General features: G+C 65.5%; 25 protein-coding genes. 13 read left to right on the top strand and 12 right to left on the bottom strand.

The features are described 5' to 3' along the window. The 5 genes from AC1DQQ_RS20620 to AC1DQQ_RS20600 all read left to right on the top strand — a co-directional run. The coding region (locus AC1DQQ_RS20620) for an ATP-binding protein (RefSeq protein ID WP_478046618.1) at nucleotides 1–1,422 on the top strand (1,422 nt) is incomplete at its 5' end. A 218-nt stretch (nucleotides 1,423–1,640) separates the two neighbouring features. Further along, nucleotides 1,641–3,044, top strand: coding sequence for an efflux transporter outer membrane subunit (locus AC1DQQ_RS20615; RefSeq protein ID WP_478046617.1), 1,404 nt, complete (start codon nucleotides 1,641–1,643; stop codon nucleotides 3,042–3,044). Nucleotides 3,045–3,048: 4 nt separating this feature from the next. After that, nucleotides 3,049–4,458 carry an efflux RND transporter periplasmic adaptor subunit gene (locus AC1DQQ_RS20610; RefSeq protein WP_478032347.1) on the top strand — a complete coding sequence of 470 codons (1,410 nt, stop codon included), beginning with the start codon at nucleotides 3,049–3,051 and terminating at the stop codon, nucleotides 4,456–4,458. Next, nucleotides 4,451–5,176 (top strand): ABC transporter ATP-binding protein, encoded by a 726-nt coding sequence (locus AC1DQQ_RS20605; RefSeq protein WP_478046616.1) that lies wholly within the window; start codon nucleotides 4,451–4,453, stop codon nucleotides 5,174–5,176. Before AC1DQQ_RS20610 ends, AC1DQQ_RS20605 begins: the two co-directional genes overlap by 8 nt. Nucleotides 5,177–5,393: 217 nt before the next feature. Beyond that, entirely contained in the window at nucleotides 5,394–6,602 is a 1,209-nt protein-coding gene (locus AC1DQQ_RS20600) for an ABC transporter permease (RefSeq protein WP_478046615.1), read from the top strand. 116 nt (nucleotides 6,603–6,718) lie between these two features. Here AC1DQQ_RS20600 and AC1DQQ_RS20595 read toward each other — a convergent pair whose 3' ends face one another. The 3 genes from AC1DQQ_RS20595 to AC1DQQ_RS20585 form a co-directional block, all read right to left on the bottom strand. Beyond that, on the bottom strand, nucleotides 6,719–7,321 hold the full coding sequence (locus tag AC1DQQ_RS20595; RefSeq protein WP_478046614.1) for a nucleotidyltransferase family protein: 603 nt from the start codon (nucleotides 7,319–7,321) through the stop codon (nucleotides 6,719–6,721). After that, nucleotides 7,308–8,228 carry an XdhC family protein gene (locus tag AC1DQQ_RS20590; protein WP_478046613.1) on the bottom strand — a complete coding sequence of 307 codons (921 nt, stop codon included), beginning with the start codon at nucleotides 8,226–8,228 and terminating at the stop codon, nucleotides 7,308–7,310. The genes AC1DQQ_RS20595 and AC1DQQ_RS20590 overlap by 14 nt, the downstream gene beginning before the upstream one ends. 168 nt (nucleotides 8,229–8,396) lie before the next feature. Next, nucleotides 8,397–10,601 carry a xanthine dehydrogenase family protein molybdopterin-binding subunit gene (locus AC1DQQ_RS20585; RefSeq protein WP_478046612.1) on the bottom strand — a complete coding sequence of 735 codons (2,205 nt, stop codon included), beginning with the start codon at nucleotides 10,599–10,601 and terminating at the stop codon, nucleotides 8,397–8,399. 132 nt (nucleotides 10,602–10,733) lie between these two features. On the opposite strand from AC1DQQ_RS20585, the gene AC1DQQ_RS20580 reads away from it, so the two are divergent. Both AC1DQQ_RS20580 and AC1DQQ_RS20575 read left to right on the top strand, forming a co-directional pair. Further along, the gene (locus AC1DQQ_RS20580; RefSeq protein ID WP_478046621.1) at nucleotides 10,734–11,753 is read left to right on the top strand and encodes a glycerophosphodiester phosphodiesterase; all 1,020 of its coding nucleotides are present in this window, start codon (nucleotides 10,734–10,736) and stop codon (nucleotides 11,751–11,753) included. A 17-nt stretch (nucleotides 11,754–11,770) separates the two neighbouring features. Further along, nucleotides 11,771–12,064: a hypothetical protein gene (locus tag AC1DQQ_RS20575; protein WP_478046611.1), complete on the top strand. Its 294-nt coding sequence runs from the start codon at nucleotides 11,771–11,773 to the stop codon at nucleotides 12,062–12,064. 144 nt (nucleotides 12,065–12,208) lie between these two features. Here AC1DQQ_RS20575 and AC1DQQ_RS20570 read toward each other — a convergent pair whose 3' ends face one another. Continuing rightward, entirely contained in the window at nucleotides 12,209–12,946 is a 738-nt protein-coding gene (locus tag AC1DQQ_RS20570) for a lipase family alpha/beta hydrolase (RefSeq protein WP_478046610.1), read from the bottom strand. Further along, the gene (locus AC1DQQ_RS20565; protein ID WP_478041340.1) at nucleotides 12,937–13,593 is read right to left on the bottom strand and encodes a TIGR02117 family protein; all 657 of its coding nucleotides are present in this window, start codon (nucleotides 13,591–13,593) and stop codon (nucleotides 12,937–12,939) included. The genes AC1DQQ_RS20570 and AC1DQQ_RS20565 overlap by 10 nt, the downstream gene beginning before the upstream one ends. A 38-nt stretch (nucleotides 13,594–13,631) precedes the next feature. Here AC1DQQ_RS20565 and phhA point away from each other — a divergent pair, with 38 nt between their 5' ends. Continuing rightward, on the top strand, nucleotides 13,632–14,513 hold the full coding sequence (gene phhA / locus AC1DQQ_RS20560; protein WP_478046609.1) for a phenylalanine 4-monooxygenase: 882 nt from the start codon (nucleotides 13,632–13,634) through the stop codon (nucleotides 14,511–14,513). Beyond that, nucleotides 14,506–15,015 carry a hypothetical protein gene (locus AC1DQQ_RS20555; protein WP_478046608.1) on the top strand — a complete coding sequence of 170 codons (510 nt, stop codon included), beginning with the start codon at nucleotides 14,506–14,508 and terminating at the stop codon, nucleotides 15,013–15,015. The genes phhA and AC1DQQ_RS20555 overlap by 8 nt, the downstream gene beginning before the upstream one ends. Here AC1DQQ_RS20555 and AC1DQQ_RS20550 read toward each other — a convergent pair. The 7 genes from AC1DQQ_RS20550 to AC1DQQ_RS20520 form a co-directional block, all read right to left on the bottom strand. Beyond that, nucleotides 15,008–15,319, bottom strand: coding sequence for a hypothetical protein (locus AC1DQQ_RS20550; protein ID WP_478032360.1), 312 nt, complete (start codon nucleotides 15,317–15,319; stop codon nucleotides 15,008–15,010). The two genes, AC1DQQ_RS20555 and AC1DQQ_RS20550, sit on opposite strands and share 8 nt — an antisense overlap. Before the next feature lie 17 nt (nucleotides 15,320–15,336). Beyond that, nucleotides 15,337–16,290, bottom strand: a complete 954-nt coding sequence (locus tag AC1DQQ_RS20545; protein ID WP_478046607.1) for a 50S ribosomal protein L11 methyltransferase — start codon at nucleotides 16,288–16,290, stop codon at nucleotides 15,337–15,339. Beyond that, nucleotides 16,280–16,978, bottom strand: coding sequence for an SDR family NAD(P)-dependent oxidoreductase (locus tag AC1DQQ_RS20540; RefSeq protein WP_478046606.1), 699 nt, complete (start codon nucleotides 16,976–16,978; stop codon nucleotides 16,280–16,282). The genes AC1DQQ_RS20545 and AC1DQQ_RS20540 overlap by 11 nt, the downstream gene beginning before the upstream one ends. Nucleotides 16,979–17,101: 123 nt before the next feature. Continuing rightward, nucleotides 17,102–17,416, bottom strand: coding sequence for a YdeI/OmpD-associated family protein (locus AC1DQQ_RS20535; protein ID WP_478046605.1), 315 nt, complete (start codon nucleotides 17,414–17,416; stop codon nucleotides 17,102–17,104). Nucleotides 17,417–17,614: 198 nt separating this feature from the next. Beyond that, nucleotides 17,615–18,385 carry a hypothetical protein gene (locus tag AC1DQQ_RS20530; RefSeq protein ID WP_478046604.1) on the bottom strand — a complete coding sequence of 257 codons (771 nt, stop codon included), beginning with the start codon at nucleotides 18,383–18,385 and terminating at the stop codon, nucleotides 17,615–17,617. A 497-nt stretch (nucleotides 18,386–18,882) separates the two neighbouring features. Beyond that, a complete protein-coding gene (locus AC1DQQ_RS20525) occupies nucleotides 18,883–20,247 on the bottom strand; it encodes a methyl-accepting chemotaxis protein (protein WP_478046603.1) in 1,365 nt (454 codons plus the stop codon). Between the two features lie 17 nt (nucleotides 20,248–20,264). Continuing rightward, on the bottom strand, nucleotides 20,265–21,608 hold the full coding sequence (locus AC1DQQ_RS20520; protein ID WP_478032540.1) for a methyl-accepting chemotaxis protein: 1,344 nt from the start codon (nucleotides 21,606–21,608) through the stop codon (nucleotides 20,265–20,267). A gap of 165 nt (nucleotides 21,609–21,773) precedes the next feature. Between AC1DQQ_RS20520 and AC1DQQ_RS20515 the strand changes: the two genes are divergently transcribed. The 4 genes from AC1DQQ_RS20515 to sdhA all read left to right on the top strand — a co-directional run bounded on the left by AC1DQQ_RS20515 (nucleotide 21,774) and on the right by sdhA (nucleotide 25,060). After that, nucleotides 21,774–22,166, top strand: a complete 393-nt coding sequence (locus AC1DQQ_RS20515; RefSeq protein ID WP_478032367.1) for an endonuclease domain-containing protein — start codon at nucleotides 21,774–21,776, stop codon at nucleotides 22,164–22,166. 352 nt (nucleotides 22,167–22,518) lie between these two features. Further along, complete coding sequence (gene sdhC, locus AC1DQQ_RS20510) at nucleotides 22,519–22,878, top strand: succinate dehydrogenase, cytochrome b556 subunit (RefSeq protein WP_478032369.1); 360 nt, start codon at nucleotides 22,519–22,521, stop codon at nucleotides 22,876–22,878. Next, nucleotides 22,878–23,258, top strand: a complete 381-nt coding sequence (sdhD, locus tag AC1DQQ_RS20505; RefSeq protein WP_478032370.1) for a succinate dehydrogenase, hydrophobic membrane anchor protein — start codon at nucleotides 22,878–22,880, stop codon at nucleotides 23,256–23,258. The genes sdhC and sdhD overlap by 1 nt, the downstream gene beginning before the upstream one ends. Beyond that, nucleotides 23,258–25,060: a succinate dehydrogenase flavoprotein subunit gene (sdhA, locus tag AC1DQQ_RS20500; protein ID WP_478032371.1), complete on the top strand. Its 1,803-nt coding sequence runs from the start codon at nucleotides 23,258–23,260 to the stop codon at nucleotides 25,058–25,060. The genes sdhD and sdhA overlap by 1 nt, the downstream gene beginning before the upstream one ends. The last annotated feature ends 139 nt before the right edge of the window (nucleotides 25,061–25,199 follow it).

Here is a 25,199-nt window from a genome sequence, read left to right as displayed (position 1 = left end):
TTCATCGAGAGCCCGCGCCATATCGAGATCCAGGTGCTGGGCGACCAGCACGGCAATATCGTCTATCTGAACGAGCGCGAATGCTCGGTGCAGCGCCGCCACCAGAAAGTGGTCGAGGAAGCGCCGTCGCCGTTCGTCTCGCCGGAGATGCGCCGCAAGATGGGCGAGCAGGCGGTCGCACTGTCGCGCGCGGTCGGCTATTATTCGGCCGGTACGGTCGAGCTGATCGTATCGGGCGCCGACACCAGCGGCGAGGGCTTCTACTTCCTCGAGATGAACACCCGGCTCCAGGTCGAGCATCCGGTGACCGAGGAGATTACCGGCCTCGACCTGGTCGAGCAGATGATCCGCGTCGCTGCCGGCGAGAAGCTCTCGTTCGGGCAGAGCGACGTCAAGATCAACGGCTGGTCGATCGAGAATCGCGTCTATGCCGAGGACCCGTATCGCGGTTTCCTGCCGTCGATCGGGCGGCTGGTGCGGTACGAGCCGCCGGCAGCCGACAGCCACCAATCTCCAAGCCCCTCCCCTGAAGGGGAGCGGCGTGCCAAGGTTCGCGTCGACGACGGTGTCCTCGAAGGCGGCGAAGTCAGCATGTTCTACGACCCGATGATCGCCAAATTGATCACCTGGGCGCCGACCCGCGAGGAAGCGATCGATCGCCAGATCGCGGCGCTCGACGAATTCGTGATCGAGGGCCCGGGCAACAATCTCGATTTCCTGTCGGCGCTGATGCAGCATCCGCGCTTTCGCGACGGCGCGCTGACCACCGGCTTCATCGCCGAGGAATATCCCGACGGCTTCACCGGCGCACCGGCCGCGCCCGATCTGCTCAAGGCGCTCGCCGCGGTCGCTGCCTTTGCCGCGACGGCGGAGGCCGATCGCGCGCGGCGGATCGACGGCCAGCTCGGCAAGCGCCTGCGCCCGCCCTCGGCCTGGACCGTGCGGATCGACGGCCAGGACCATCAGGTCGAAATCTCGACCGACGGCGTGGTGGTCGACGGCGATGATCTCGACCTGGCACTCGAATATACGCCCGGCGACCATATCGTCACTGCCGAGCTCGGCGATGAGGACCTGACTGTGCGGATCGCGCGGACGCGGACCGGCTTCCGCCTGACCACGCGCGGCGCGTCGCATGTCGCGCGCACCTTGCCCGCGCATGTCGCGCCTTATGCCGAGCATCTGATCGAGAAGATCCCGCCCGATCTGTCCAAATTCCTGATCGCGCCGATGCCCGGACTGCTCGTCCGGCTCGACGTCAAGCAAGGCGATGCCGTCCAGCCCGGCCAGCCGCTCGCGGTGGTCGAGGCGATGAAGATGGAGAATATCCTGCGCGCGGAAAAGACGGCGACGGTCAAGTCGCTGGCGGCGAAGGCCGGCGACAGCCTGGCGGTCGATCAAGTGATTCTGGAGCTAGAATAGGCAGCTTTGAGTCCGTTTCAGCAAGCTGAAACAGGTGCGGCACCAGCCCGCTCCCCCACCCGACCTCCCATAGCATAAACTGATTGGGAGGTCGGGTGGGGGAGCGGGCCGGCACCGTGACAGCGAAGCGCCGAAGATGAACCGAACCGGCCCGATTGCGACAAAATAAGACATATTAAGCATGGACCTCTGTCCTACCGGCCGCCATGCTTTCGCTCATGAAACGGTCGCGTATCGCTTTGATGCTCACCGTCGTGCTGCCGCTCCAGGCCTGCATGGTGGGGCCGAACTACAAGCCGCCGGCGAGCGCCTCGCTCGGCGTGCCCGATGCCTATTCCGGTCCTGCGACGACTGGCGCACTGCCCGATATCTCGACCTGGTGGTCGTCGTTCGGCGACACCGAGATGACCAGCATCATCGACCGCGCGCGGCGCGACAATCTCGACATCGCACAAGCGGTGGCGCGGTTGAAACAGGCGCGCGAAGGACTGGTCCAGGCGCGCGCCTCTTTATTGCCGACGGTCAGCGGATCGGCCGGCTATAGCCGCAATCTGCTCGATTCGGTCGGCCCGCGCGACAATTTCTCGATCGGCGCCGATGCCAGTTATCAGGCCGATCTGTTCGGCGGCACGCGCCGCTCGATCGAGGCGGCGCGGGCGACCGAACAGGCCTCGGGCTACGACCTCGCCACCGTCCAGACCTCGATCGCGTCGGAGGCCGCGCGCAACTATATCCTGGCCCGCCAATATCAGGCCGCGCTCAAGATCGCGCGCGACAGCCTGGCGATCCAGGACGACAATCTGGAGATTGCCGGTTTCCGCGTCCAGGCGGGTTTGGTCTCCAGCCTCGACCAGGAGCAAGCGCGCGCGCAACGCGCCCAGACCGCGGCGCAAATCCCGACGATCGAACAGAATTATGCCGCCGCGGTGAACCGGCTGGGGGTACTGACCGGCCAGGCGCCGGGCGCGCTCAAGGCTGAGTTGGAGGCGGTGCAGCCGATCCCGATGGGTCCGGCCGATATTCCGACCGGCATTCCCGGCGACGTGCTGCGCCAGCGCCCCGATGTCCGCTCGGCCGAACGCACTCTCGGCGCCGCGACCGCGCAGATCGGGGTGGAGAAGGCCGCGCTCTACCCGGCGCTCAACATCACCGGCAATATCGGCACTTCGGCTTCGGCGCTCGGCAGCATCGCCAATGTCATCACCGGCAGCCTGTTCGCCGGGCTGACCCAATTGATCTTCGACGGCGGCCGCACGCGCAGCCGGGTACGGTCGCAGGAAGCCGCCGCCCAGGGCGCGTTCGCTGCCTATAAATCGACCGTGCTGACCAGCCTGGAGGATGTCGAGAACGCGCTCCAGGCGCTGCAGGCGGCGAAACAGCGCCAACGCGAGTTCGCGGTCGCGCTCGATGCCTCGAACGCCGCGGCGATCCTCGCGCGCAGCCAGTATCGCGCCGGGCTGACCGACATCACCACCCTCAACAACAGCGAGGCGGCGTTGCTCTCGGCGCAGAATGGCTTGAACAGCGCGCGCGGTGATCAGGCGCAGGCGATGGTCGCGCTCTACCTCGCGCTCGGCGGCGGGTGGGATGCCACCAAGCCGCCCGAACTCCCGCAGGGATAAGAATATGGCGACCAACCAGGCCGAACTCGACGACTTCCTCGGCGGGCGCCCGCCGTCCAAGCTCAAGCGCTATGCCCTGTGGGCGGGGATCGCGATTGGCGTCGTGCTGGTCGTCCTGCTCCTGATGCGGCTGTTCGGCGCCGCCGCGACATCGGGCTATGCGACCGAACAGGCGCAAAAGGGCAATCTCACCGTCACCGTGTCGGCGACCGGCAAGCTCGCGCCGATCAATCAGGTGACGGTCGGCTCGCAGCTGTCGGGCCAGGTGATCAAGGTGCTGGTCGACGTCAACGACCGCGTCACCGCCGGCCAGCCTCTGGCGCTGATCGACCCGTCGCAGTTCGACGATCAGGTCAAGCAGGCGCAGGCAACCTTGGCCGCGAACAATGCCGCGGTCGGCCAGGCGCAGGCGACGCTCGCCCAGTCCAAAGCCACGCTCTCGCGCTATCAGGAAGTCAGCCGGCTGTCGGGCGGCCGCGTGCCGGCCAAGACCGAGATGGATCAGGCGATCGCCGATCGCGACCGCGCTCTGGCCAATCTCAGCGCGGCCAATGCCAATGTCATATCGGCGCGCGCCGCTTTGTCGTCGGCCCAGACCCAGCGGGTGCGCGCGGTGATCCGCTCGCCGGTCACCGGCGTGGTGCTGGCGCGCCAGATCGATCCCGGCCAGACCGTCGCGGCGTCGTTCAACACGCCGACTTTGTTCGTCATCGCCCAGGATCTGCGCCAGATGAAGCTGGAAGTCGCGATCGACGAAGCCGATGTCGGCAACGTCAAGCAGGGACAGCGCGCCACCTTCACCGTCGACGCTTTCCCCGGCAAGACCTTCCCGGCGATGATCACCCGGGTCGATGTCGGATCGAACCTGTCGGTGCAGGACGCGACCTCGTCGTCCTCGACCTCGTCGACCGGTTCGACCACCGCGCAGGTCGTGTCCTACGCTGCCGATCTCTCGGTCGCCAATCCCGACGAGCAATTGCGGCCGGGCATGACCGCGACTGCGGACATCGTCACGATGGAAAAGAAGAACGTCCTGCTCGTCCCCAACGCCGCCTTGCGCTTCAAGCCGCAGACGGCGGGAGCACCGGCGGCGCAGGCGAGCGGCGGAATTGCCGGCGCGCTCACTCCCCGGATGCGGCGGCGTGGCGGTGGCGGCGGTGACGGCGCGGCCCCGCTCGAACGCGGCTCCAGGCAGAGCGTCTACGTCAAACAGGCCGATGGCAGCCTCAAGGCGATATCGGTCACCACCGGCGACAGCGACGGCTCGATGACCGAGATCACCGGCGGCGATCTCCAGCCGGGGATGCAAGTCGTGACCGGCCAGCTTGCCGGCGCGACCAGCGGCAAGTCGGGCGGCAGCGGCAGCGGCCGGCGGCGCTCGGGCGGCGGCGGCGGCGGACAGAGCGGTGGCTGATACGCTCCCAGAGCCGCTGATCCGGCTGCGCGGTGTCACCAAGACCTATGGCACCGGCGCGACCGCGTTCCAGGCGCTGAAGGGCGTCGACCTCGACATAGCGGCGGGCGATTTCGTCGCGGTGATGGGGCCGTCGGGGTCGGGCAAGTCGACGACGATGAATATCCTCGGCTGCCTCGACATGCCGACGGCGGGCGAGTTCGTGTTCAAGGGCCATCATATCGAGAGCCTCGACCGCGACCAGCGCGCCTTGCTCCGGCGCAAATATCTCGGCTTCGTGTTCCAGGGGTTCAACCTGCTCGCGCGGACCTCGGCGCTGGAGAATGTCGAATTGCCCCTGCTCTATCGCGGCGACGCCAAGGCCGAACGGCGCGAGACCGCGCTCGGCGCGCTCGACAAGGTCGGGCTGAAGGAATGGTGGGACCACACGCCGGCCGAATTGTCGGGCGGCCAGCAACAACGCGTCGCCATCGCCCGTGCGATCGTCACCCAGCCCGCGGTGCTGCTCGCCGACGAGCCGACCGGCAATCTCGACAGCGAACGCTCGGTCGAGATCATGGAATTGCTCACCGACCTCAACAAGAATGCCGGCATCACCGTGCTGATGGTCACCCACGAAGCCGACATGGCCGCCTTCGCCAAGACCATCGTCCATTTCAAGGACGGGTTGGTCGAACGCGTCGAGGCGGGGCACCGGCAGGGGGAGAGAGTGGGATGAAGGGCGCGGGACCACTTCTTCCCTCTCCCCTTGTGGGAGAGGGTTGCGCAGACTTGGGTCTTGCGCAGCAAGGCCCTAGTCGGAGCTGGGTGAGGGGTAAGCAGTCGCACAGCGACCGCGCGGCGCTCAAGCGCCGCTTCCCCTCACCAAGCTGCGCTAGCGAGCAAGCTCGCAAGCTCCGCTATCCTCTCCCACAAGGGGAGAGGAAGGCTTAGCCATGCTCGGCACCACCTTCATCCTCGCGATCCGCTCGATCCGGCGCCATCTGCTGCGGTCGTTCCTGACCGTGCTCGGCATCGTCATCGGCGTCGCCGCGGTCGTGGCGATGGTGACCCTGGGCAAGGCGACCACGCTCCAGGTCCAGAAATCGATCGCGAGTCTGGGCACCAACGTGCTCCAGATCCGCCCCGGCCAGGGCTTCGGCCGCGGCGGCGGCGGGCCGCGGCCGCCCGATTTCGACCCTCAAGATGTCGAGGCGATCGGCAAGCAGATCACCGGCGTCACCGCGGTCGCGCCGCAAGCGCAATCGACCGGCACCGCGATCTATGAAGGCCAGAATTGGTCGACCACGATCAACGGCACCACCAACGGCTATTTCCAGGTCCAGCCCTGGCCGCTCACCAGCGGCCGTTACTTCACGCCTACCGAGGAAGCATCGGGCAAGGCGGTCTGCATCATCGGCAGCACGGTCTATACCAATCTCTACAAGACCCAGCCCGCCATCGGCACCCGGATGCGCATCGCCGGCATTTCCTGCGACGTGATCGGCTTGCTGACGACCAAGGGCCAGTCCGGTTTCGGCGGCGACCAGGACGATGTCGTGATCATGCCGATCAAGGCGGTGCAGCGGCGGATGACCGGCAATACCGACGTGCGCCTCATCCTGGTCGGCGTCGACGAAGCCTATTCGACCGCGCAGGTTCAGGCGTCGATCACCGATTTGCTGCGCGAACGCCGCCACATCACCGGCGGCAAGGACGACGATTTCAACATCTTCGACACCAAGCAGATTTCCGACACGCTGAGCAGTACGACCACCTTGCTCACTAACATCGTCACCGCGGTGGCCGGGATCAGCCTGATCGTCGGCGGCATCGGCATCATGAACATCATGCTGGTCTCGGTCACCGAACGCACGCGAGAGATCGGCATCCGCCTGGCGATCGGCGCGGTCGCCAACGAAGTGCTGATGCAATTCCTGGTCGAGGCGGTGGTGCTGTCGTGCCTGGGCGGATTGATCGGGCTGCTATTGGGTCAGCTCGCGGTGATATTATTGTCGATCCTCGGGCAATTGCCGTTCATCTTCGACGTCCAGATCAACGTCATCGCCTTCCTGATCTCGGGCGCGATCGGCGTGGTGTTCGGCTTCTTCCCGGCGCGCCGCGCGGCCTCGCTCAACCCGATCGACGCCTTGCGGCACGAATGAGCGAAGGCGGCTTATGTCCGTCATCCCCGCGACAGCGGGGACCCATCGCCAGGCCATGTCCGCCGAATCAGCGGAGAACGCAGGGGCTGGGTTCCCGTTGTCGCGGGAATGACGAATCAGGATTCTAGGCGGCTGCGGATCTGCCCGAACTTGGCCATCAGTTCGTCGAATTCCTCTTCGGTATCGACATCGATCAGTTCGTCGGGATGCGTGACGACATGCCGCCCGGCAAGGATGAGGTCGCGCGCGCCGGCATCGCCGTCGAGGCTTTCGAGCGCGTCGAAGCGGTTGGCGCCGAACAAAGCCGGCGGCTTGGGGTGCACGCCGTCGCTCGATGCGACGATCGTGTCGGGACCGGTCGCGGCGTGGAACAGGCGATAGATTTGCGCCGCGGTCACGCGCGGCATGTCGGCCAGCGCGATCAGCACCGCTTCGATCCCCGGACCGCGCGCCGCCGCGACGCCCATTTTCAGCGACAGCGACAATCCCTGTTCGGGATGCCTGTTGTGCACCTCGTGATAGCCGCGCGCGGCATAATCGAGCTGGACGCCGTCGCGCACCGCGATGCGCCGGGCGAACGGCACCGCGTCCAACGCGGTGACGACGTGCATGCCGAGCGGCTGCCCCAGGAACATCTCAGTCAGCTTGTCGGACAGGCCGAAGCGCGCCGACTTGCCCGCGGCGAGCAGGATCAATGCGGTGGTTTCAGGCTCGATCATGCAATGCTCCCACCATGCCGGCGGCGATCGACAAGGCGATCTCGGCCGGGCCGACCGCGCCGATGTCGATTCCGGCGGGTGCATCGATGCGGTCGAGGTCGGAGTCTGAAACGCCCAGCGCGCCCAGACGCTCCCGCCGCGCGGCATGGCTCCGCCGCGATCCCAGCGCGGCGATATAGCCGGTCGGTGCCGCCAGCGCGGCGGCGAGCGCGGGATCGTCGATCTTGATGTCGTGCGACAGCGTGACGACCGCGGTCGCTGGATCGGGCTTGAGCGCGGCGACCGCCTCGTCGGGCCAGCGGTCGTCGAGCGTCACGCCGGGGAAGCGCTCGGCGGTCAGGAAGCGCGCGCGCGGATCGATCACCGTCGTCGCGATGCCGAGCTCGCGCGCCAGCCCGGTCAGCGCCTGCGCGATCTGCACCGCCCCGACGATCAGCAAGCGGCGCGGCGGTTCATAGCGATTGACGAACGCGGCGCCCTCGATCGGACGCAGGCTCGATTGGCCGGTGTCGAGATTGGTGACGACGTCGAGCGCCGTGCCGCTGGCCCGCGCCTCGGCGATACGGTCGAACAATTCGGGATCGAATCCGTCGGCGGCGACCGGCTGGACCAGCACCGCGATCTCGCCGCCGCAGGGAAGTCCGACTTCCCACGCCGCGGCATCGGCGACGCCATAATGTTTGAGCTGGAACGGCGCGCCGGCGATCACCTCGGCGGCGGCGGTCATGATGTCGGTTTCGACGCAGCCGCCCGACACTGACCCCTCGAACCGCCCGTCCTGGTGGACGATCATATGGCTGCCGCGCGGGCGCGGTGCGGAGCCCCAGGTCGAGACCACGGTAGCCAGCGCCATCGGCGCGCCGCGCCAGGCCAAAGCGGCGGCGATGACGGCGTCGTTATCGGCCATGGGTAACTCCAAAATCCTCCCCAGGATGGGGAGGGGGACCAAGCCGCAAAGCGGCTTGGTGGAAGGGGCGCTCCTCATCGGAATCGGCTTGCGGGACGCCCCCTTCACCGCTCGCTTCGCGAGCGGTCCCCCTCCCCGTAAACGGGAAGGATTTTTGGTCAGCCCCCCTCATACCGGCGGCAACCCAGCCAGCAGCTTGTCGAGCGTAATCGGAAAGTCCCGCACCCTTATCCCGGTCGCATTGTAAACCGCGTTCGCCACCGCCGCGCCGGCGCCGGAAATCCCCAGCTCGCCGACCGCCTTGGCCCCGACCGGATTCGCCTGATCATCGACCTGTTCGATGAAATGGCATTCGACCGCCGGCGCATCGGCATGAACCGCGACATGATATTCCCCGAAGTCGGGGTTCACGAATTGCCCGGTGCGAGTATCGACCACGGCATCCTCGCTCAGCGCATAGCCGATGCCCCAGATCATCCCGCCGACCATCTGGTTGCGCGCGGTCTTCTCGTTGAGCACGCGGCCGACGTCGAACACGCCGATCAGGCGGCGCACGCGGATTTCGCCGGTGACCGCATTGACCGCGACCTCGGCGAATTGCGCGCCGTGGCTCGCCTGGCTGGTGCGGCGGCTGACCTGGCCGGGGCCGGTCTTGCCATGGGCGGCGATCGGCTTCCCGCGGACCAGGTCGGCGATCGGCGAGGACCGTCCGCCCGCGCTGACCACGCCATCCTTGAGCGTCAATTCCTCCGGCGCCGCGTTCATCCGCCGCGCGAGCTCGGCCAGGATGTCCTCGCACGCCAGCGCCACCGCCGACCCCGAGCTGCCCGCGCCGAACGATCCGCCCGATCCCGCGCTGACCGGCAGATCGCTGTCGCCCAGCCGGACGTCGATCGCCGCTACCGGCAGCCCCAGCATCTCGCCCGCGACTTGCGCCAGCACGGTATAGGTGCCGGTGCCGATATCGGTCATGTCGGTCTCGATCACCGCGCGGCCCTCGGCGGTGAGCGTGACGCGCGCTTCGCTGTTGACGGTGAAATTGCCGCGCAGCGCCGCCGCCATGCCATGGCCGATCAGCCACTCACCCTCGCGATTCTGGCCCGGCACCGGATTGCGCTGGTCCCAGCCGAACCGCCGCGCGCCGTCGTCATAGCATTGCAGCATTAGCCGGGTCGAAAACGGCTTGCCGCTGGTCGGATCGGTCTCGGGCTCGTTGCGGCGGCGCAGCTCGATCGGATCGAGCCCGAGTTGCTCGGCCAATTCGTCCATCGCGCATTCGACCGCGAAGGTGCCGACCGCCTCGCCCGGCGCGCGGACCGCGCCCGAGGACGGCAAGTCGACGATCGTCAGCGCGGTGGTGAAGCGGCGGTGCTTGCCGGCATAGAGCGGGATCGTGCCGAAATGGACCGGCTCGAGGAATCCCTTGTCCGGTTTCTGCGAGGTCACGCTGTCATGCGCGAACGCGGCGATATGACCCTCGGCGTCGCAGCCGATGCGGATGCGCTGCACCGTGTCGCCGCGATGATGAACCAGGGCCGCGGTCTGGCGGCGCGGCAGCGCGATCTTGACCGGCCGCCCGATCTCGCGCGCGGCGACCGCGGCCAGGATCGTTTCGGGTCCGACCCCGGTCTTGCCGCCGAACCCGCCACCGACATAGGGCGCGAGTATGCGGACTCGCGCCGGATCGAGCCCCAATTGGGTGGCGATCGTCTCGCGCGCGCCGTTCAGGACCTGGAGCGAGGCGCGCACCACCAGATTCTCGCCTTCCCACCAGGCAATGGTCGCATGCGGCTCGAGCGCGGCGGGGAAATGCGGCGGGGTGGTATAAATCTGGTCGAAACGGACTTCCGCCGCCGCGATCGCCGCATCGACATCGCCGATGACGATATTGGGCAGGAAGCCGATCTTGTGGTCGACGATGGGCGTTTGCTCGGCAGGATCGAACCGCCCGTCGCGCGTTTCGTACGTCACCGCGACCGAGAGCGCGGCGTCGCGCGCGATTTCCAGGCTTTCGGCGACGATCAGCGCGATCGGCTGGCCGAAATGATCGATGTCATCGCTCCAGTCGCTCATCGGCTCGCGGCTGCTGCCGCCGCTCGACGGAAAATCGGGATGCTCGACGATCACCTTGACCACGCCCGGCATGGCGTCGGCGTCTTTGGTGTCGATGCTCAGCACCTTGCCGGCGCCGATCGATGCGCCAACGATATGCGCATAGAGCGTCCCGTCGGGCGCGCCTTCGACCGCATAAGGCGCGGTGCCGCTGACCTTGAGCGGACCTTCGTAGCGGTCGATCCCCTTGCCGATCAGGCCTTGCATGCCCTTGTCGAGCGCCGCCGGGCGATAGGGGGCGTCCATGGCATGATCGTTCATCGTCGCCTCCCGGTCACAAAACGCCGATAGGGCCGGGCGTCTGTAGATAGGGGAATCGGGTCGCGCATGACGGTTTTCAAGCGAATTCGCGCCGTAACGGTGCTGGGCATCGCCGCGCTGGCATCTTCGGCGATGGCGGGGCAGGGTGGCAAGATGACGCCGCTTTCCGATCCCATCGTCATCGGCCATCGCGGGGCGAGCGGCGAACGCCCCGAACACACGCTGGCGAGCTACAATCTCGCGATCGACGAGGGCGCCGATTTCATCGAGCCCGATCTCGTCCTGACCAAGGACAATGTCTTCGTCGCGCGGCACGAGAACGACATTACCGGCACCACCGACGTCGCCGACCACCCCGAATTCGCCAGCCGCAAGACGACCAGGCTGATCGATGGCGAAAGCCACACCGGCTGGTTCACCGAGGATTTCACCCTCGCCGAGCTCAAGACCTTGCGGGCCAAGGAGCGCCTGCCGCAATTGCGCCCGGCCAATGCCGCGTATGACGGCAAGTTCGAGATCCCGACGCTTGCCGAGATCATCGCCCTGGCCAAGCAACGGTCGAAAGAAGTCGGCCGCACGATCGGCATCTATCCCGAAACCAAGCACCCGACCTATTTCGCCTCGATCGGCAAGCCGATGGAGCGCCAATTGGTCGCCGAACTCAAAAAGGCGGGCTGGGATTCGGCTGATGCCCCGGTGTTCATCCAGAGTTTCGAGGTCGACAACCTCAAGCTGCTCCATTCGATCACGAAGATCCGCCTGATCCAGCTGATGGACGCGACTGGTGGCCCCGCCGACCACGCCACGCCCAGCTATGCCGCGATGATCACGCCCGCGGGACTGAAGGCGGTCGCCGCTTATGCCTGGGGGATCGGCCCCAACAAGGACATGGTCGACAAGGGCGAAGGCGCGCCGTCGGCACTGGTCGCCGATGCCCATGCCGCCGGCCTGCGCGTCCATGTCTGGACGTTCCGCGCGGAGAACTTCTTCCTGCCGGCCTCGCTCAGGAAAGGGGCCGATCCTCGTGCGCATGGCGATGTCGACACGGCGATCCGGCGCCAGCTTGCGGCGGGCATCGATGGCTTTTTCACCGATTTTCCGCTAATTGGCGTCAAAGCGCGTGCTGCCTATCGGGCCGGCGCGGGCAAATGATCCTTGGGGACGAGTAGATGCGTAAGATCCTGATCGCCGCCGCGGCCGCCTTGCCGCTCCTGACCGGCGGGTGCCTCGCCAAGACCGTGGTCGATGTCGCGACCCTGCCGGTCAAGGCGACGGGCAAGGCGGTCGACTGGACCACCACCAGCCAGTCGGAAGCCGACCGCAATTACGGCCGCAAGATGCGCAAGCAGGAAGCCCGCGAGGGCGCTGCGCGGAAGAAAGCGGCGGAAGCGTGCAAGAAGGACCCGTCGCAATGCGGCACCTATGACGGTTACCGCGCCGGCGACCCGGCGCCGCAGAACTGAGGAAGTTCAAGCCCCTCCCCTTCAGGCGTTCCGGGTCGGTTGTGCCCCCGGCACAACCTGAACAGTCCGGGGGACTGTTCACCCGGAACGGGGTTGGGGTGGGGCAGTCACGGGCGAAGCGCTCTGCGAGGCATCCCCCACCCCCTACCCCTCCCCTAAAGGGGGAGGGGCTTGAATTGATTTCGTCCCCTTTTCCCCACCCAACACCCCCGCAACCGCGCGCAGCGTGTCCGGGTGCATTTGCACCCCCATATGGCTGCTGACGATCTCGATCTCGCGGCATTGCGGGTCGTGGCACAAATGGCCGTTGACCAGTCCGTCGCTGGCCGACCAGATCGCGGTCGACGGCACCGGCAGCGGCTGCGCGATCTCCTCGCGGCGGGCGACGACGTCGGGCGAATCGACCTTTTCGCCGGTCAGCCATTCGAACGCCCGCCAGACATTGGTCGCGTGCGGATCGCCGGCGAACGGCGAGCTGACGGTGATGACCTCACGCACCATCTCCGGCGCGCGATGCGCCAGGAAGCGCGCCATGATCCCGCCCAAACTGACCCCGATCAACGTCACCGGCTCGCCGGCGTCGCGATGATAGGCCTCCAACCGCGCGAGCAGCTTCTCGCCTTCCGATCCGATCGCCTTGGCACCGCGATTACGCCCCAGCCGCCAGCCCTCGACCCGATAGCCGAGCGCGGTCAGATAGCGCTTCATCACCACGTTCGACCGGTCCGAATTGAACAGGCCGGGCAGCAGCATGATCGGCCGCCCGTCGCCCGCCGGCGCCTTCATCAGCTCGGGCCATTCGACCGGGATGCGCGCTATCGTTCCCACCATTCGGGGGAATTCCGCCGCCCATTGCGCCTTGCTCGGCGGGGTCAGAACCATGCCATCACGTCGATCGGAAAGGGTGTCCATACGCCTACTCTCACGCCTGCCGCTCTAAGCGCGCCACCGGTCCATTCGTTGCATGTCCGGATCGCGCTGTACGACCCACGCCCGTCATAGAAGACGTCGTTGACGTCGTACCCGCCCGCGACCTTGCCGCCCGGCCCGCGGCTGGCGCGAATATAGGCGACCAGCCGGCGATATTGCTCTTCGCTCAGCACGATCGCGCGGGTGTCGGGCGCGAGCGGCGGCTCGTCGACATGCTCGACATGGAGCACGGTGCGCGTGCTGCCGGTCGCGGCGCGCAGCACGGTGAGCGGATGGACGTCGCTCCAGGTCGGCGTCTCGACATAGAAAGCGCGATCGCCCCAGCCGACCGCGACCCAGCCGAACCGGGCATAGCGCGGATCGGCGATGTCGCCGGCCGGGAAATCCTGGCTCCAGTCGATCCCGGCGGCGCGGACCGGCAGCACCAGCCCGGTATGGATGCCATTATCCTCGACCAGGATACGCACGCCCTGCGCTGGCGGTGTCCAGCCGGCATTGGCCGGGATCGACCCGCCGACCAGACCCGCCGTGACATAGGCCAGGACGACGAAGATCAGCGCTCGGCCGAACCATCCCAGGACGCTCGAGGCGCGCGACACGATTTCTTTCCCCACGGTCGTCGTGATAGATGGTTTCAATGGCAACTGAAACGCACGTTCTTGATTCTCCGCCGCCCGGTGCCGCGTCCGACTGGACGATTCCGCAGGATTGGCAGCATTATACGCCGGAGGAGCACGCCACCTGGGATACGCTCTTCGCGCGCCAGGCGAAATTGCTCCCCGGCCGCGCGTCCGAAGCCTATCTGCGCGGGCTCGACGTGCTCAAGCTCAGCAAGCCCGGCATCCCCGATTTCGAGGAATTGTCCGAGCGGCTGATGAAGCTGACCGGATGGCAAGTCGTCGCCGTCCCCGGCCTCGTCCCCGATGCCGTGTTCTTCGACCATATGGCCAATCGCCGCTTCGTCGCGGGCAATTTCATCCGCCGCCCCGACCAGCTCGATTATCTCCAGGAACCCGACGTCTTCCACGACGTGTTCGGCCATGTGCCGATGCTCGCCGACCCGGTGTTCGCCGATTATCTTGCCGTCTATGGCCAGGGCGGTCAGCGCGCCCTGGGGCTGGACGCGCTCAAATATCTCGGCCGGCTCTATTGGTACACGGTCGAATTCGGCCTGATCGCCGAGCCCGAGGGCCTGCGCATCTACGGCTCGGGGATCGTGTCGAGCTATGCCGAAAGCCAGTTCGCGCTCGACGATCCCAGCCCCAACCGGATCGGCTTCGACCTCGCGCGGGTGATGGGGACCGAATATCGGATCGACGACTTCCAGCAGAATTATTTCGTCATCCCCAGCTTCGACGAATTGCTCCGCGTGACGGTGGAGACCGACTTCGCCCCGCTCTACGAACGATTGAAGGCGCAGCCTGACATTCCGATCGCGGAAATCCTCCCCGAGGACGAGGTCATGACCCGCGGCACGCAGGACTATGCGCGGGGTAAGGGGCCTGCAGTGGTTGGCTAAGTCGCCATATCTTCTTTGGTTGGCCCTGGCGGCTTTTGTCGTTGGTTGCATTGTGCTTGTCCGCACGCAGCCTGTTCCGGCGCTCAACTCGGAGAGGATGGCGGCTAACGATTGCTGGTTTCGCGCGAGAGGCCTCAAATTGTTTCGGGGCGAACAGCGCTGTTACCTCACCTTGCCGCAACGCAGGATTTGCGGTGTGTGGATGCCAGGCTTTGAGCAGTCAATTTTCTTGCACGATATCAAAGATCTATCGGACGTCGGGTCCGTTTCTTACGGCGATCTGCCTTGGCTGGACGCGGCGAAGGACGCGCGCGGACTGTCGACAAGGCGCGATGGCGCTGCTTATCACCTTTGCTTCCTCGGCCGCGAGGCGAACTATTTCGGCGTTTACGGGCATTTTGGCGCTTCACGCACCGGCGTTCTAGTCGAAAAAGTCGAAAGTATTCGGGAAGTCCAGATTCCAAAAGACTTACGAATCTTTGTGCCTGGCTCGACTAACTGACCGGATGCTCGCGGAAGCATTCGCCGGCATAGCGCTTGGTGTCTTCCTGTGACGGGCCGGTCATCAGCTCGCCGACGCTCTTGTTGGCGATCAATTTGTCGGCGACGCAGCCGCAGACGACCGAGAAGTCCTTGGTCGAGCCCGACGTCTTCTGCGCGCCTTCCTGGCATTGCGCGATGAACTTGGGCCGGAACGAATCGACGAACCCCTTGTCGAAGCTCGAACTCGAATTGCCGGCGGGACCGCCGCCGCTGCAGCCGGCGAGGATCAGCATGGCCAGGGTCAGCGGAACAGCACGAGTCATAAATCCCCCTTCGAGAATCAGATATCCAACGCCCAGCCGTCCCGGCCCTTGGGATCGAACGGCTTGGTCGGCACATAGCGGACCCTGCCGGCTTCGAGCTTCAGGATCGTCCAGTCGCCGCGCCGGTCGGTCTGTAGCAGAGTGCAACCGCAAGCGGCATAGGCTTCAACCACTTGATCGCGCTGCGTTTCGAGTAGCCCCGCCAGCACGATCGTCGCGCCCGGCGTCGCGATCGCCGCGAGTTCGGGCGCCATCGAGACGAGCGGCCCGGCGAGCACATTGGCGATGATCAGATCATAAGGCGCGGCCGCGGTGATCGCGTCGTCGAGCGCGCCGTCGGCGACGATCAGCTCGACGCCGGCAATCGCGTTCGCCTCGGCATTCTCGCGCGTCACGTCGATCGCCATCGGGTCGATATCGGTCGCCATCACCCGCGCCTCGGGCCACAAATGCCGCGCGGCAAAGGCGAGCAGGCCGGTGCCGGTGCCGATATCGATGATATTGGCGAAGCGCCGCTCGGCCATCGCGTCGAGCATCTTCAGACAGCCCGAGGTGGTGGCATGGTGCCCGGTGCCGAACGCGCGCCCGGCATCGATCAGGAAAGCGCGCCCGCCCGCCGGCGGATCGATCGGATGCGCGCTGGTGTGGACGACGAAGCGGCCTTCGCGGATCGGCTCGAGCCCGGCCTGGCTCAACGTCACCCAATCCTCGTCATAGAGCGGCTCGACCAGCGGCGCGACATCGGCCGCGCTCGGCACCAGCGCGCGGATCGCCGCGATCATCGCCGCGTCGGGCTCGGCCTCGCTATAGGCATCGAGCCGCCAGCGCTCGACATCGTCCTCGACTTCCTCGGTCGTCATCAGCACCGCGTCGATCGCGATCTCGGCGGCATCGATCGCCTCGGCCTCGGCGCGCGTGCACGGCAGGGTCAGCCGCCAGCTGTCGATCGTGCGCTCCGCCTCAACGGACATAGCTGGCCCCGTTCACGTCGATCACCGCGCCGGTCATCGACGGCGGTGCGGAGGTCGCGAGATAGGCGACCGCATTGGCGATTTCTTCCGGATCGGCGACGCGCCCGAGCGGGATATCGGCGAGCAATTTATCGCCGCCGCGGCTCGACAGATACTCCTCGGCCATGCCGGTCATGGTGAAACCCGGACAGACCGCGAAAGCGAGGATGCCCTGGGCGGCGTAGCCGCGCGCGATCGACTTGGTCATCGCCACCATGCCCGCCTTGGACGCGGCATAATGCCAGTGCTGGGGACTGTCGCCGCGATAGGCGGCACGGCTGGCGACGTTGACGATCCGGCCGCCCGATTGGCGCTCTTGCCAATGCCGAACCGCGAACCGGCACAATTCGGCGCTCGCGGTCAGGTTGATCCGCATCGTGCGCTCCCAGCCGGCGACCCAGTCGTCGTCGCCAAGGTCGATCGGATTGTCCTCGAACACCCCGGCATTGTTGATCACGACGTCGATGCTGCCGAGCTCGGCCAGCGCCTTGTCCCACAATTGGCGTGGGCCGGCCGGGTCGGCGAAATCGGCGGCAATGCCGCTCGCGGTACCGTGCCCGATCAGGCGGATGCCGTCGCTGGCGGAAAGAACCTGCGCGATCGCAGCACCGATGCCGCGGCTGCTGCCGGTCAGGAGGATGTTGGTCATGGCCAGCGATTACGGGGTGCATCCGCGACGGGCAATGCCTCCCAGGTGGGGGGTTGATTCAAATTCTTCGCGGGATCGGGGATGAGGTGAAGGAGCCAAACCGGACATCGCCTCCAGCCCGGCTTATCGGCCATTCTTTCCCTTCTGATCGATCAGCACGGCTTGTTGCCATCGGCTCGGCGCCTTGTCGGTGCGATGGATGCAGCCGACCCAGCAGCATGGTCGCTTCTTCCCCTCCAGCAATTCTTCGCAGGTTCGCCTGATGCGGCGTTGGCGCGTCGCCGGCTGTTTCGCATCGTCGACCCAGCAGATGAACTCGTTGCGACCGAGCGGCGTCAGGCCTTCCCACAGCGCAAAGAGTTCGGGATCCGATCGCAGCGCTGCTTGCAGGTCGTCCCCTGCTTCGTGGACAGTGCCGTGCGGAAAAGCGTTCGCCACGAGACCTCCAGCCAATGCCACCCGACCGCCCAATTCATCGACGCCGCGTAGAGCGACGGCCTCCGAGCTTGCCCGCTGGATAACGGAATGTCCATGATCGGGTCGATAACGGTCCGACCGCTCCCGGATCGGGCCTACAGCACGCGAACGTCTGAGACTGGGTGGGAAGCGGAAAGGCAGCTTTATAGAAACTGAAGATCACAGCCGCCGATCTTCTAAGCCGGCCCATCCCTTTAGCAGAATGGCTTGGTCACTAGCGCTTACGAACTTTGGCGCGCCCAGAGCAAGCGCTGCATCCGCGAGAACTGCTCCGGCCGTTTGCCACGGCTCGTTCAGATATTCATCCTCATCCTCGATGGTCGTCGCTGCCTCTCCGCCGAGGATTTTCGCTCTTTGGAAAACGACCGTGTGAAGGACGCTCAATCCTTCGTAGATCGGTGATCCATGTGGCATCGATCCGACGCGCAAAGTGCCGTCAAGACTCTCATCATATCCGATCTCGATACCTTCGGCATCGGCCCAACGACGGAAAACACGATCATATGTGGTTGGCGCATCCGGATGCCGTACGGACGACAGCTGCAGCGCAATCTCATGAGTCAACACCGCGGCGTGATTGAGGATGGTCAACACCCCTTCACCTTGCTCGCCGAACAGTCGCGCCGGGTTCTGTTCGTCGATCACCTTCACAGCCAAGGCGCGGACATACCTCGCGTATGCGAGAGGTTGATCCTTCTCGGGCGCTGCTTCGATGATGGAAACCTTCCACAGTCTTCCCGGCCACCGTGCCAGTATCGCCGTGGTAGGCGCTTCATCAACGACGATCCACGGCGGACCTTTGCCCTCGACTCGAACGATCTGCCCCGTTTGCGCGAGACTCATTGGGCAGTCGTCCGCGTTGGAGACATACGAATAGCCGACCCGGCCATCCGGCTTGCTTCGACCAAAGTGCAGAATATTTTTCAGCATTCTGGTTCGCCCAAATTAGTGCCGCACGAAGGCTTACGTTGATAGCTGTGGCGACTGGTTTTAGGAATCTCAAGAACGAACGCGAACGACCGCTGCTGGGTCGCTTGCCGACAGACGGCTTTTCAATGGGTTTCTACCCAGTTTGCCCTAGGCGAGAACCCAAATAAGCCGTTGTTCTTAAAGCGATCGACTTGCCAAAACTCGTCATCCCAGCGAAAGCTGGGATCTCAAGCGGCATCGCGTCACCGCCAGAGACCAACATCGGGTCGGATCGTCCCCCGGACGATCCTTGAGCATGCGGGGCATGCTCAACCCGATGTTCTTTCGCTGGGGTGACGGTAGGCGCTGGGTGACGGACGAGTAAGCTGCGGTGACCGGAGTATGTTGGGGCGACGGGAGGATCCCTCTGGGATGACGACAGGAATATGCGTCCCCACCCAGCTCTTCACCAAGCAGCTTTGCGCCTAGATCCCCTCCCTTCCGGGGGAATTTGAAAGTTACGCCGCCACGCTCGTCGAAAACTGGTCGGCTGCGTCTTTCAGCCCGCCCAGCCGGTCGTCGACATCGCTGACGTCGCTCGCCAGCGCGCCCATTTCGGCGGCGACGGTTTCGGTATCCTCGCGGATGGTGGCGATGGTGTTCGACATCGAATCGGCGGCAAGCGCGGTTTCGTCGACCGCGGCGGTGATCGCGGTCACCGTCTGTGCTTGCGATTCCATCGCGAACCGGATGCGCGACGCCGATTCCTGCACCTCGGCGACAGTCGCCTTGATGCTGGCATTGGTCTCGACGGTCGATCGGGTGGCGGACTGGATCGCGGCGATCTTGGCGGCGATGTCGTCGGTCGCCCGCGCGGTCTGGTTGGCCAGGCTCTTTACTTCCTGCGCGACGACGGCGAAGCCGCGCCCGGCATCACCGGCACGCGCCGCCTCGATCGTCGCGTTGAGCGCGAGCAGATTGGTCTGGCCGGCAATGTCGCGGATCAGCCCCAGGATCGATTCGATCGACTTGGCGTGGTCGCTGAGCGCACCGCTGGTCTCGACTGCCTGGCCGGCCTGCGAGCTGGCGCGGGTGGCGATCTCGGCCGCTGCCTCGACTTCGGTCCGGGCATCCTCGATCGCGCGGATCAGTCCCGCCGCGGTCTGCGCCGCCTCGCGCATCGCCACGGCCGATTGCTCGGCTGCGGCCGCGACTTCGGCGGTCTTGTCGAGCATGCCCTGGGCCGAATTGGAGGTGCGTGCCGCCTGGCCGCGGATCTTGTTGCCGAGTTGCGCGGTGCCTTCGATCGACGCCGCGATCGATTCGCGGAATTTGTGCGAACTTTCCAGCCGCGCTTCCTGCGCGCGCGTGCTGACCAGATGGCTGATATAGCTCGTCAGCAGATGCGCCTCGACCAAGGACACGCGCAGCATCACATCGGAATAGCGTGCCATGCGCACACCATCCTGGGCGCAGGCTTCCCCGACGACGCGCAACGTCGCCTGGTGCGCCGCGGCCAGCGAGGAGAGCAACGGCGCGAGCGGGACGCCGGCCTGGTCCGCGTCGCGGGCATGCGCGCAGGCCATCGCTTTCCAGTCGCGGCCGAGCGGGTGCTCGAACTTGGCGCGCATATAGACGACGCTGCCGGCGATCTGCGCGTCGAACTTCTCCGGCGTGTAATAAGCGCGGACGTGCGCGGTCGCGGGATGCGCGACATAATGATCCCAGAAGACGCGGCAGATGCTCTCATAATGCGGTTCGACGATCGGCACGATTTCCGCGCAGATCGGCGCGACCTGACCATCCCAGTCGAACGGCGGCAGGTCGCGCTTGAGCGCCTGGCGCAATTCGTCGGGCCAAACGACCGACGGAGTTTCTCCCACGTTATCCTCTCCTGGATTCATGCCGCTACCTTGGCGACGAAGTCGCTGGCGCTGGCTTTGAGCTGCCCGAGCTGACCGTCGAGCGAATCGAATCCCTTGCCGACGCCGTCGATTTCGTTGGCGACGGCTTCGGTGTCCTCGCGGATCGTGGCGATGGTGTTCGACATCGAATCGGCGGCAAGCGCGGTTTCGTCGACCGCGGCAGTGATCGCGGTCACCGTCTGCGCCTGCGCTTCCATCGCGAAGCGGATGCGGTTGGCGCTTTCCTGCACTTCGGCGACGGTGGTCTTGATCGATGCATTGGTATCGACGGTCGATCGGGTGGCGGACTGGATCGCGGCGATCTTGGCGGCGATATCGTCGGTCGCGCGCGCGGTCTGGTTGGCCAGGCTCTTCACTTCCTGCGCCACCACCGCGAAGCCGCGGCCGGCGTCACCGGCGCGCGCCGCCTCGATCGTCGCGTTGAGCGCGAGCAAATTGGTCTGTCCGGCAATGTCGCGAATCAGCCCCAGGATCGATTCGATCGACTTGGCGTGATCGCTGAGCGCACCGCTGGTCTCGACCGCCTGGCCAGCCTGCGAGCTGGCGCGGGTGGCGATTTCGGCCGCCGCTTCGACTTCGGTCCGGGCATCCTCGATCGCGCGGATCAGGCCCGCCGCGGTCTGTGCCGCCTCGCGCATCGCCACGGCCGATTGCTCGGCCGCGGCCGCGACTTCGGCGGTCTTGTCGATCATGCCGCGCGCCGATCCCGAACTGCGAGCAGCCTGGTCGCGCAACGTCGCGCCTTCGCTGGTCGCGCGCTCGACCATCGCGGCGATGCCGTCGCGGAATTCGACCGACAGCCGGTCGCGCGCGCCCTGTGCCCGATGCTCGCGATAGGAATTATAGATATCGACGGTGATCTCGCCCTCGAGCGCGGAGAGCCGCATCAGGGTGTCGAGCAGCATCGGCAGGCGGGGATCGTCGCGATCGATTCGTGCCACCATCACGCCCAACGCGGCGCGGTCGCTGGCGGAGATCATCGACAGCAATGCCATTGGCGACACATCGGCGGAAAACGCCGCGGCGACCGAGCGCTCGATCGACTCGACCCAGGCGCGGCCCGACGTGTCGAGGAAGCGGTTGCGCAGAAAGTCGCAGCCGATGTCGATCATCTTCTGCGTCTCGTGCGTCGCCCAGATCCGCTCGTCGGCGAAGCACCGCAGCCATTGCTGCCAATAAGCTTCGGAAATAGCGTGGATTTCTGGCTCGAGCACGGCCCAGGCCTCGCGGCTCGACGAGGCCAGCGTGCCGTCGAAGTCGAACACCCTCAACCGCGCGCGAAGGTCGATCTTCGCGGCGATGGCGCCGGGGACGGGCAAGTCATGCGTGCTCAACGATTTTTCTCCGCCTTACCGGCCGCTGGGAGGAATTAGCCGGTCGGACGCCAGAGCTAGCGCGTACTTGGTTAAGGCAGGGTTAGGATGGGGGAGGGGGAGATACCACCAGATTGGATCTATCTGCCCTCTCCCGTTCACGGGAGAGGGTTGGGTGAGGGTCTTCTTTCTTCTAAAATCCTGCGCATGCGACCCGTCCGCCGTCAGATAAGCGAACACGCCTCCCAACTCCGCCGCGACCGAACCGACGCGGAGGAAAAGTTCTGGCAAGCCGCCCGCAACCGCCAGATCGACGGGTTCAAATTCCGCTTCCAGCACAGCCTGCTGCCGTACATCGCCGACTTCGCCTGCTTGGAGGCGATGTTGATCGTCGAGATCGATGGCGGGCAACATAGCGAAGCACGTGACGCCAAGCGGACGGCCTTCCTCGAATCCGAAGGTTTCGAGATTCTCCGCTTCTGGAACAATGACGTTTTGAGCAACTTGGACGGCGTTATTCACGTCCTCCGCGAGGCGCTGATCCGGCGGACCAAAGAAGAATAAGAAGACCCTCACCCTCCCACCGCTTCGCGGCGGGCCCCTCCCTCTCCCGCACGCGGGAGAGGGGAAATAGTCCGCTTTCATCGCAACGAGTCCCATTTGCCCTCTCCCGCTTGCGGGAGAGGGTTGGGTGAGGGTCTTCTTCTTTCTCCTTCTTTCTTCTTTCTCATCCATCCGATTGAAGAATTAGGAAGAGCGCGAGAGAGGGGATTTAGGTGCTAGCCCCACCCTTGCATCCCGACGCTCCGGGGCTAAGAGGGCGCAGCGCTTTCGCAGGGGACTTTACTTGGCCACGCCGTCCAAACCCGACCGCCCGATTTCGCCCCACCTGACGCATTATCGGTGGGGTCCGCACATGCTGGTGTCGATCCTTCACCGCGCCACCGGCGACGGTCTCGCCATCGTCGGCGGATTGCTGTTCACCTGCTGGCTGGCGGCGCTCGGCGGCGGCAAGGAAAGCTACGATTGGTTCGTGTCGTGGTTCTCGGGCGGCTATTGGAGCATCCTGGGCTATGTGCTCGGCGTCGGGCTCAGCTGGTCGCTGTTCCAGCATATGATGAGCGGCATCCGGCACTTCTTCCTCGATGCTGGCGCCGGCTATGAGCTCAAGACCAACAAGACCGGATCGATCCTGACGATCGTCTTCTCGATCCTCATCACTCTTCTGTTCTGGGGCGTGCTGCTCAAGGACGTCATCCTCGGAGTCGCCAAATAATGGGCCAGGGCACCGAACTCGGCCGCGTCCGCGGTCTCGGCAGCGCCAAGGAAGGCGCGCATCATTGGTGGCGCCAGCGCATCACCGCGGGATCGAACCTGTTCCTGTTGATCTGGTTCATGATCTCGCTGACCCGGCTCGGCGGGTTCGATTTTGAGACCGTCCATGCCTGGATCGCCTCGGCCTGGGTCGCGGTACCGCTTATCCTGCTGGTGATCTCGACCTGCTGGCATGCGCGGCTAGGGCTGCAGGTGCTGATCGAGGATTATCAGCACGACGAAAGTCGCGTCGTGACGATCGTCCTGATCGAATTCTTCCTCGCGGTGATCGCGGTCACCGCCATTTTCTCGATCCTGCGCGCGGCGCTGGCGGGGGCGTAATGAGCGACAGCTACAAGATCATCGATCACACCTATGACGCCGTCGTGGTGGGCGCGGGCGGCTCGGGCCTGCGCGCAACCATGGGCGTCGCCGAAAGCGGCCTCAAGACCGCCTGCATCACCAAGGTGTTCCCGACCCGCAGCCACACCGTCGCGGCACAGGGCGGCATCGCCGCCAGCCTGGGCAATATGGGTCCCGATCACTGGACCTGGCACATGTTCGACACCGTCAAGGGCTCGGACTGGCTCGGCGACCAGGATGCGATCGAGTACATGGTGCGCGAGGCCCCGGCCGCGGTCTACGAACTCGAACATGCCGGCGTGCCGTTCAGCCGGACCGATGCGGGCAAGATCTATCAGCGCCCGTTCGGCGGCATGATGCAGAATATGGGCGAAGGCCCGCCCGCGCAGCGCACCTGCGCCGCGGCCGACCGCACCGGCCATGCCATGCTCCACGCGCTCTATCAGCAGAGCCTGAAGTACGACGCCGATTTCTACATCGAATATTTCGCGCTCGACCTGATCATGGAAGGCGGCGAGTGCAAGGGCGTGATCGCGCTCTGCATGGAAGACGGCTCGATCCACCGCTTCCGCAGCCATGCCACCGTGCTGGCCACCGGCGGCTATGGCCGCGTCTATCAGTCGGCGACCAGCGCCCATACCTGCACCGGCGACGGCGGCGGCATGGTACTGCGCGCGGGCTTGCCGCTGCAGGACATGGAATTCGTCCAGTTCCACCCGACCGGCATCTACGGCGCCGGCGTGCTGATCACCGAAGGCGCGCGCGGTGAAGGCGGCTATCTGACCAATTCCGAAGGCGAGCGCTTCATGGAGCGCTATGCTCCCTCGGCCAAGGACCTGGCCAGCCGCGACGTCGTCGCGCGCTCGATGGCCGCCGAGATCCGCGAAGGCCGCGGCGTCGGCGCCAACAAGGACCATATCTACCTGCATCTGGATCATATCGATCCCAAGGTGCTGCACGAACGGCTGCCCGGCATCACCGAGACCGGCAAGATCTTCGCCGGCGTCGACCTGACCCGTCAGCCGCTGCCGGTCACGCCGACCGTCCATTACAATATGGGCGGCATCCCGACCAATTATCATGGTGAAGTCGTCCATCTTAAGGACGGCGATCCCGATGCGGTCGTCCCCGGCCTGTTCGCGGTCGGCGAAGCGGCCTGCGTCTCGGTCCATGGCGCCAACCGCCTTGGCTCGAACTCGCTGATCGACCTGGTCGTGTTCGGCCGCGCCACCGGCAAGCGCATCGCCGAGATCATCCGCAAGGATTCGAAGCACGGCACCGTCGTGACCGCCGCCGACGATCAGGCGATCGAACGGCTCGACCATTTCCGCAACGCCAAGGGCGCCAAGCCGACCGCGGAGATCCGCGCCGACATGCAGCGCACGATGCAGAAGCATTGCGCGGTGTTCCGCGACACCGCGTTGCTCGACGAAGGCGTCGGGCATATGGACGTGGTCTACAAATCGCTCGCCGATGTCGCCATCACCGACCGCTCGCTGATCTGGAACACCGACCTGGTCGAGACGCTCGAGCTCGACAATCTGCTCGGCCAGGCTGTTGTCACGATCCGCGGCGCATCGAACCGAAAAGAGAGCCGCGGCGCGCACATGCACGAGGATTTCCCCGAGCGCGACGACAAGAATTGGATGAAGCACACCATCGCGACGTTCGACGGCTGGGGCGGCAAGGGCGGCAGCGTGACGCTCGATTACCGCCCGGTCCACGACTACACGCTGACCGACGATATCGACTATATCAAGCCGAAGAAGCGGGTTTACTGATGCGCAAAAGCCCTCTCCCGTTTACGGGAGAGGGTTGGGTGAGGGTCTTCTTTCTTCTTCCATGCGTGTGTCGAAACAGAAGAAGACAGAAGACCCTCACCTTCCCACCGCCTTACGGCGGCGGGCCCCTCCCTCTCCC

It is taken from the genome of Sphingomonas sp. P4_G3 (assembly GCF_056401105.1).
This window is presented reverse-complemented; position numbering and strand designations above follow the sequence as displayed.

Bases quoted from the DNA above. Each gene is read 5' to 3' on its own strand.
- AC1DQQ_RS20615 (WP_478046617.1), top strand. From the start codon at position 1,641: ATGAAACGGTCGCGTATCGCTTTGATGCTCACCGTCGTGCTGCCGCTC.
- AC1DQQ_RS20610 (WP_478032347.1), top strand. From the start codon at position 3,049: ATGGCGACCAACCAGGCCGAACTCGACGACTTCCTCGGCGGGCGCCCG.
- AC1DQQ_RS20600 (WP_478046615.1), top strand. From the start codon at position 5,394: ATGCTCGGCACCACCTTCATCCTCGCGATCCGCTCGATCCGGCGCCAT.
- AC1DQQ_RS20595 (WP_478046614.1), bottom strand. From the start codon at position 7,321: ATGATCGAGCCTGAAACCACCGCATTGATCCTGCTCGCCGCGGGCAAG.
- AC1DQQ_RS20590 (WP_478046613.1), bottom strand. From the start codon at position 8,228: ATGGCCGATAACGACGCCGTCATCGCCGCCGCTTTGGCCTGGCGCGGC.
- AC1DQQ_RS20585 (WP_478046612.1), bottom strand. From the start codon at position 10,601: ATGAACGATCATGCCATGGACGCCCCCTATCGCCCGGCGGCGCTCGAC.
- AC1DQQ_RS20580 (WP_478046621.1), top strand. From the start codon at position 10,734: ATGGCGGGGCAGGGTGGCAAGATGACGCCGCTTTCCGATCCCATCGTC.
- AC1DQQ_RS20575 (WP_478046611.1), top strand. From the start codon at position 11,771: ATGCGTAAGATCCTGATCGCCGCCGCGGCCGCCTTGCCGCTCCTGACC.
- AC1DQQ_RS20570 (WP_478046610.1), bottom strand. From the start codon at position 12,946: ATGGTTCTGACCCCGCCGAGCAAGGCGCAATGGGCGGCGGAATTCCCC.
- phhA (WP_478046609.1), top strand. From the start codon at position 13,632: ATGGCAACTGAAACGCACGTTCTTGATTCTCCGCCGCCCGGTGCCGCG.
- AC1DQQ_RS20550 (WP_478032360.1), bottom strand. From the start codon at position 15,319: ATGACTCGTGCTGTTCCGCTGACCCTGGCCATGCTGATCCTCGCCGGC.
- AC1DQQ_RS20545 (WP_478046607.1), bottom strand. From the start codon at position 16,290: ATGTCCGTTGAGGCGGAGCGCACGATCGACAGCTGGCGGCTGACCCTG.
- AC1DQQ_RS20540 (WP_478046606.1), bottom strand. From the start codon at position 16,978: ATGACCAACATCCTCCTGACCGGCAGCAGCCGCGGCATCGGTGCTGCG.
- AC1DQQ_RS20530 (WP_478046604.1), bottom strand. From the start codon at position 18,385: ATGCTGAAAAATATTCTGCACTTTGGTCGAAGCAAGCCGGATGGCCGG.
- sdhC (WP_478032369.1), top strand. From the start codon at position 22,519: ATGCTGGTGTCGATCCTTCACCGCGCCACCGGCGACGGTCTCGCCATC.
- sdhD (WP_478032370.1), top strand. From the start codon at position 22,878: ATGGGCCAGGGCACCGAACTCGGCCGCGTCCGCGGTCTCGGCAGCGCC.
- sdhA (WP_478032371.1), top strand. From the start codon at position 23,258: ATGAGCGACAGCTACAAGATCATCGATCACACCTATGACGCCGTCGTG.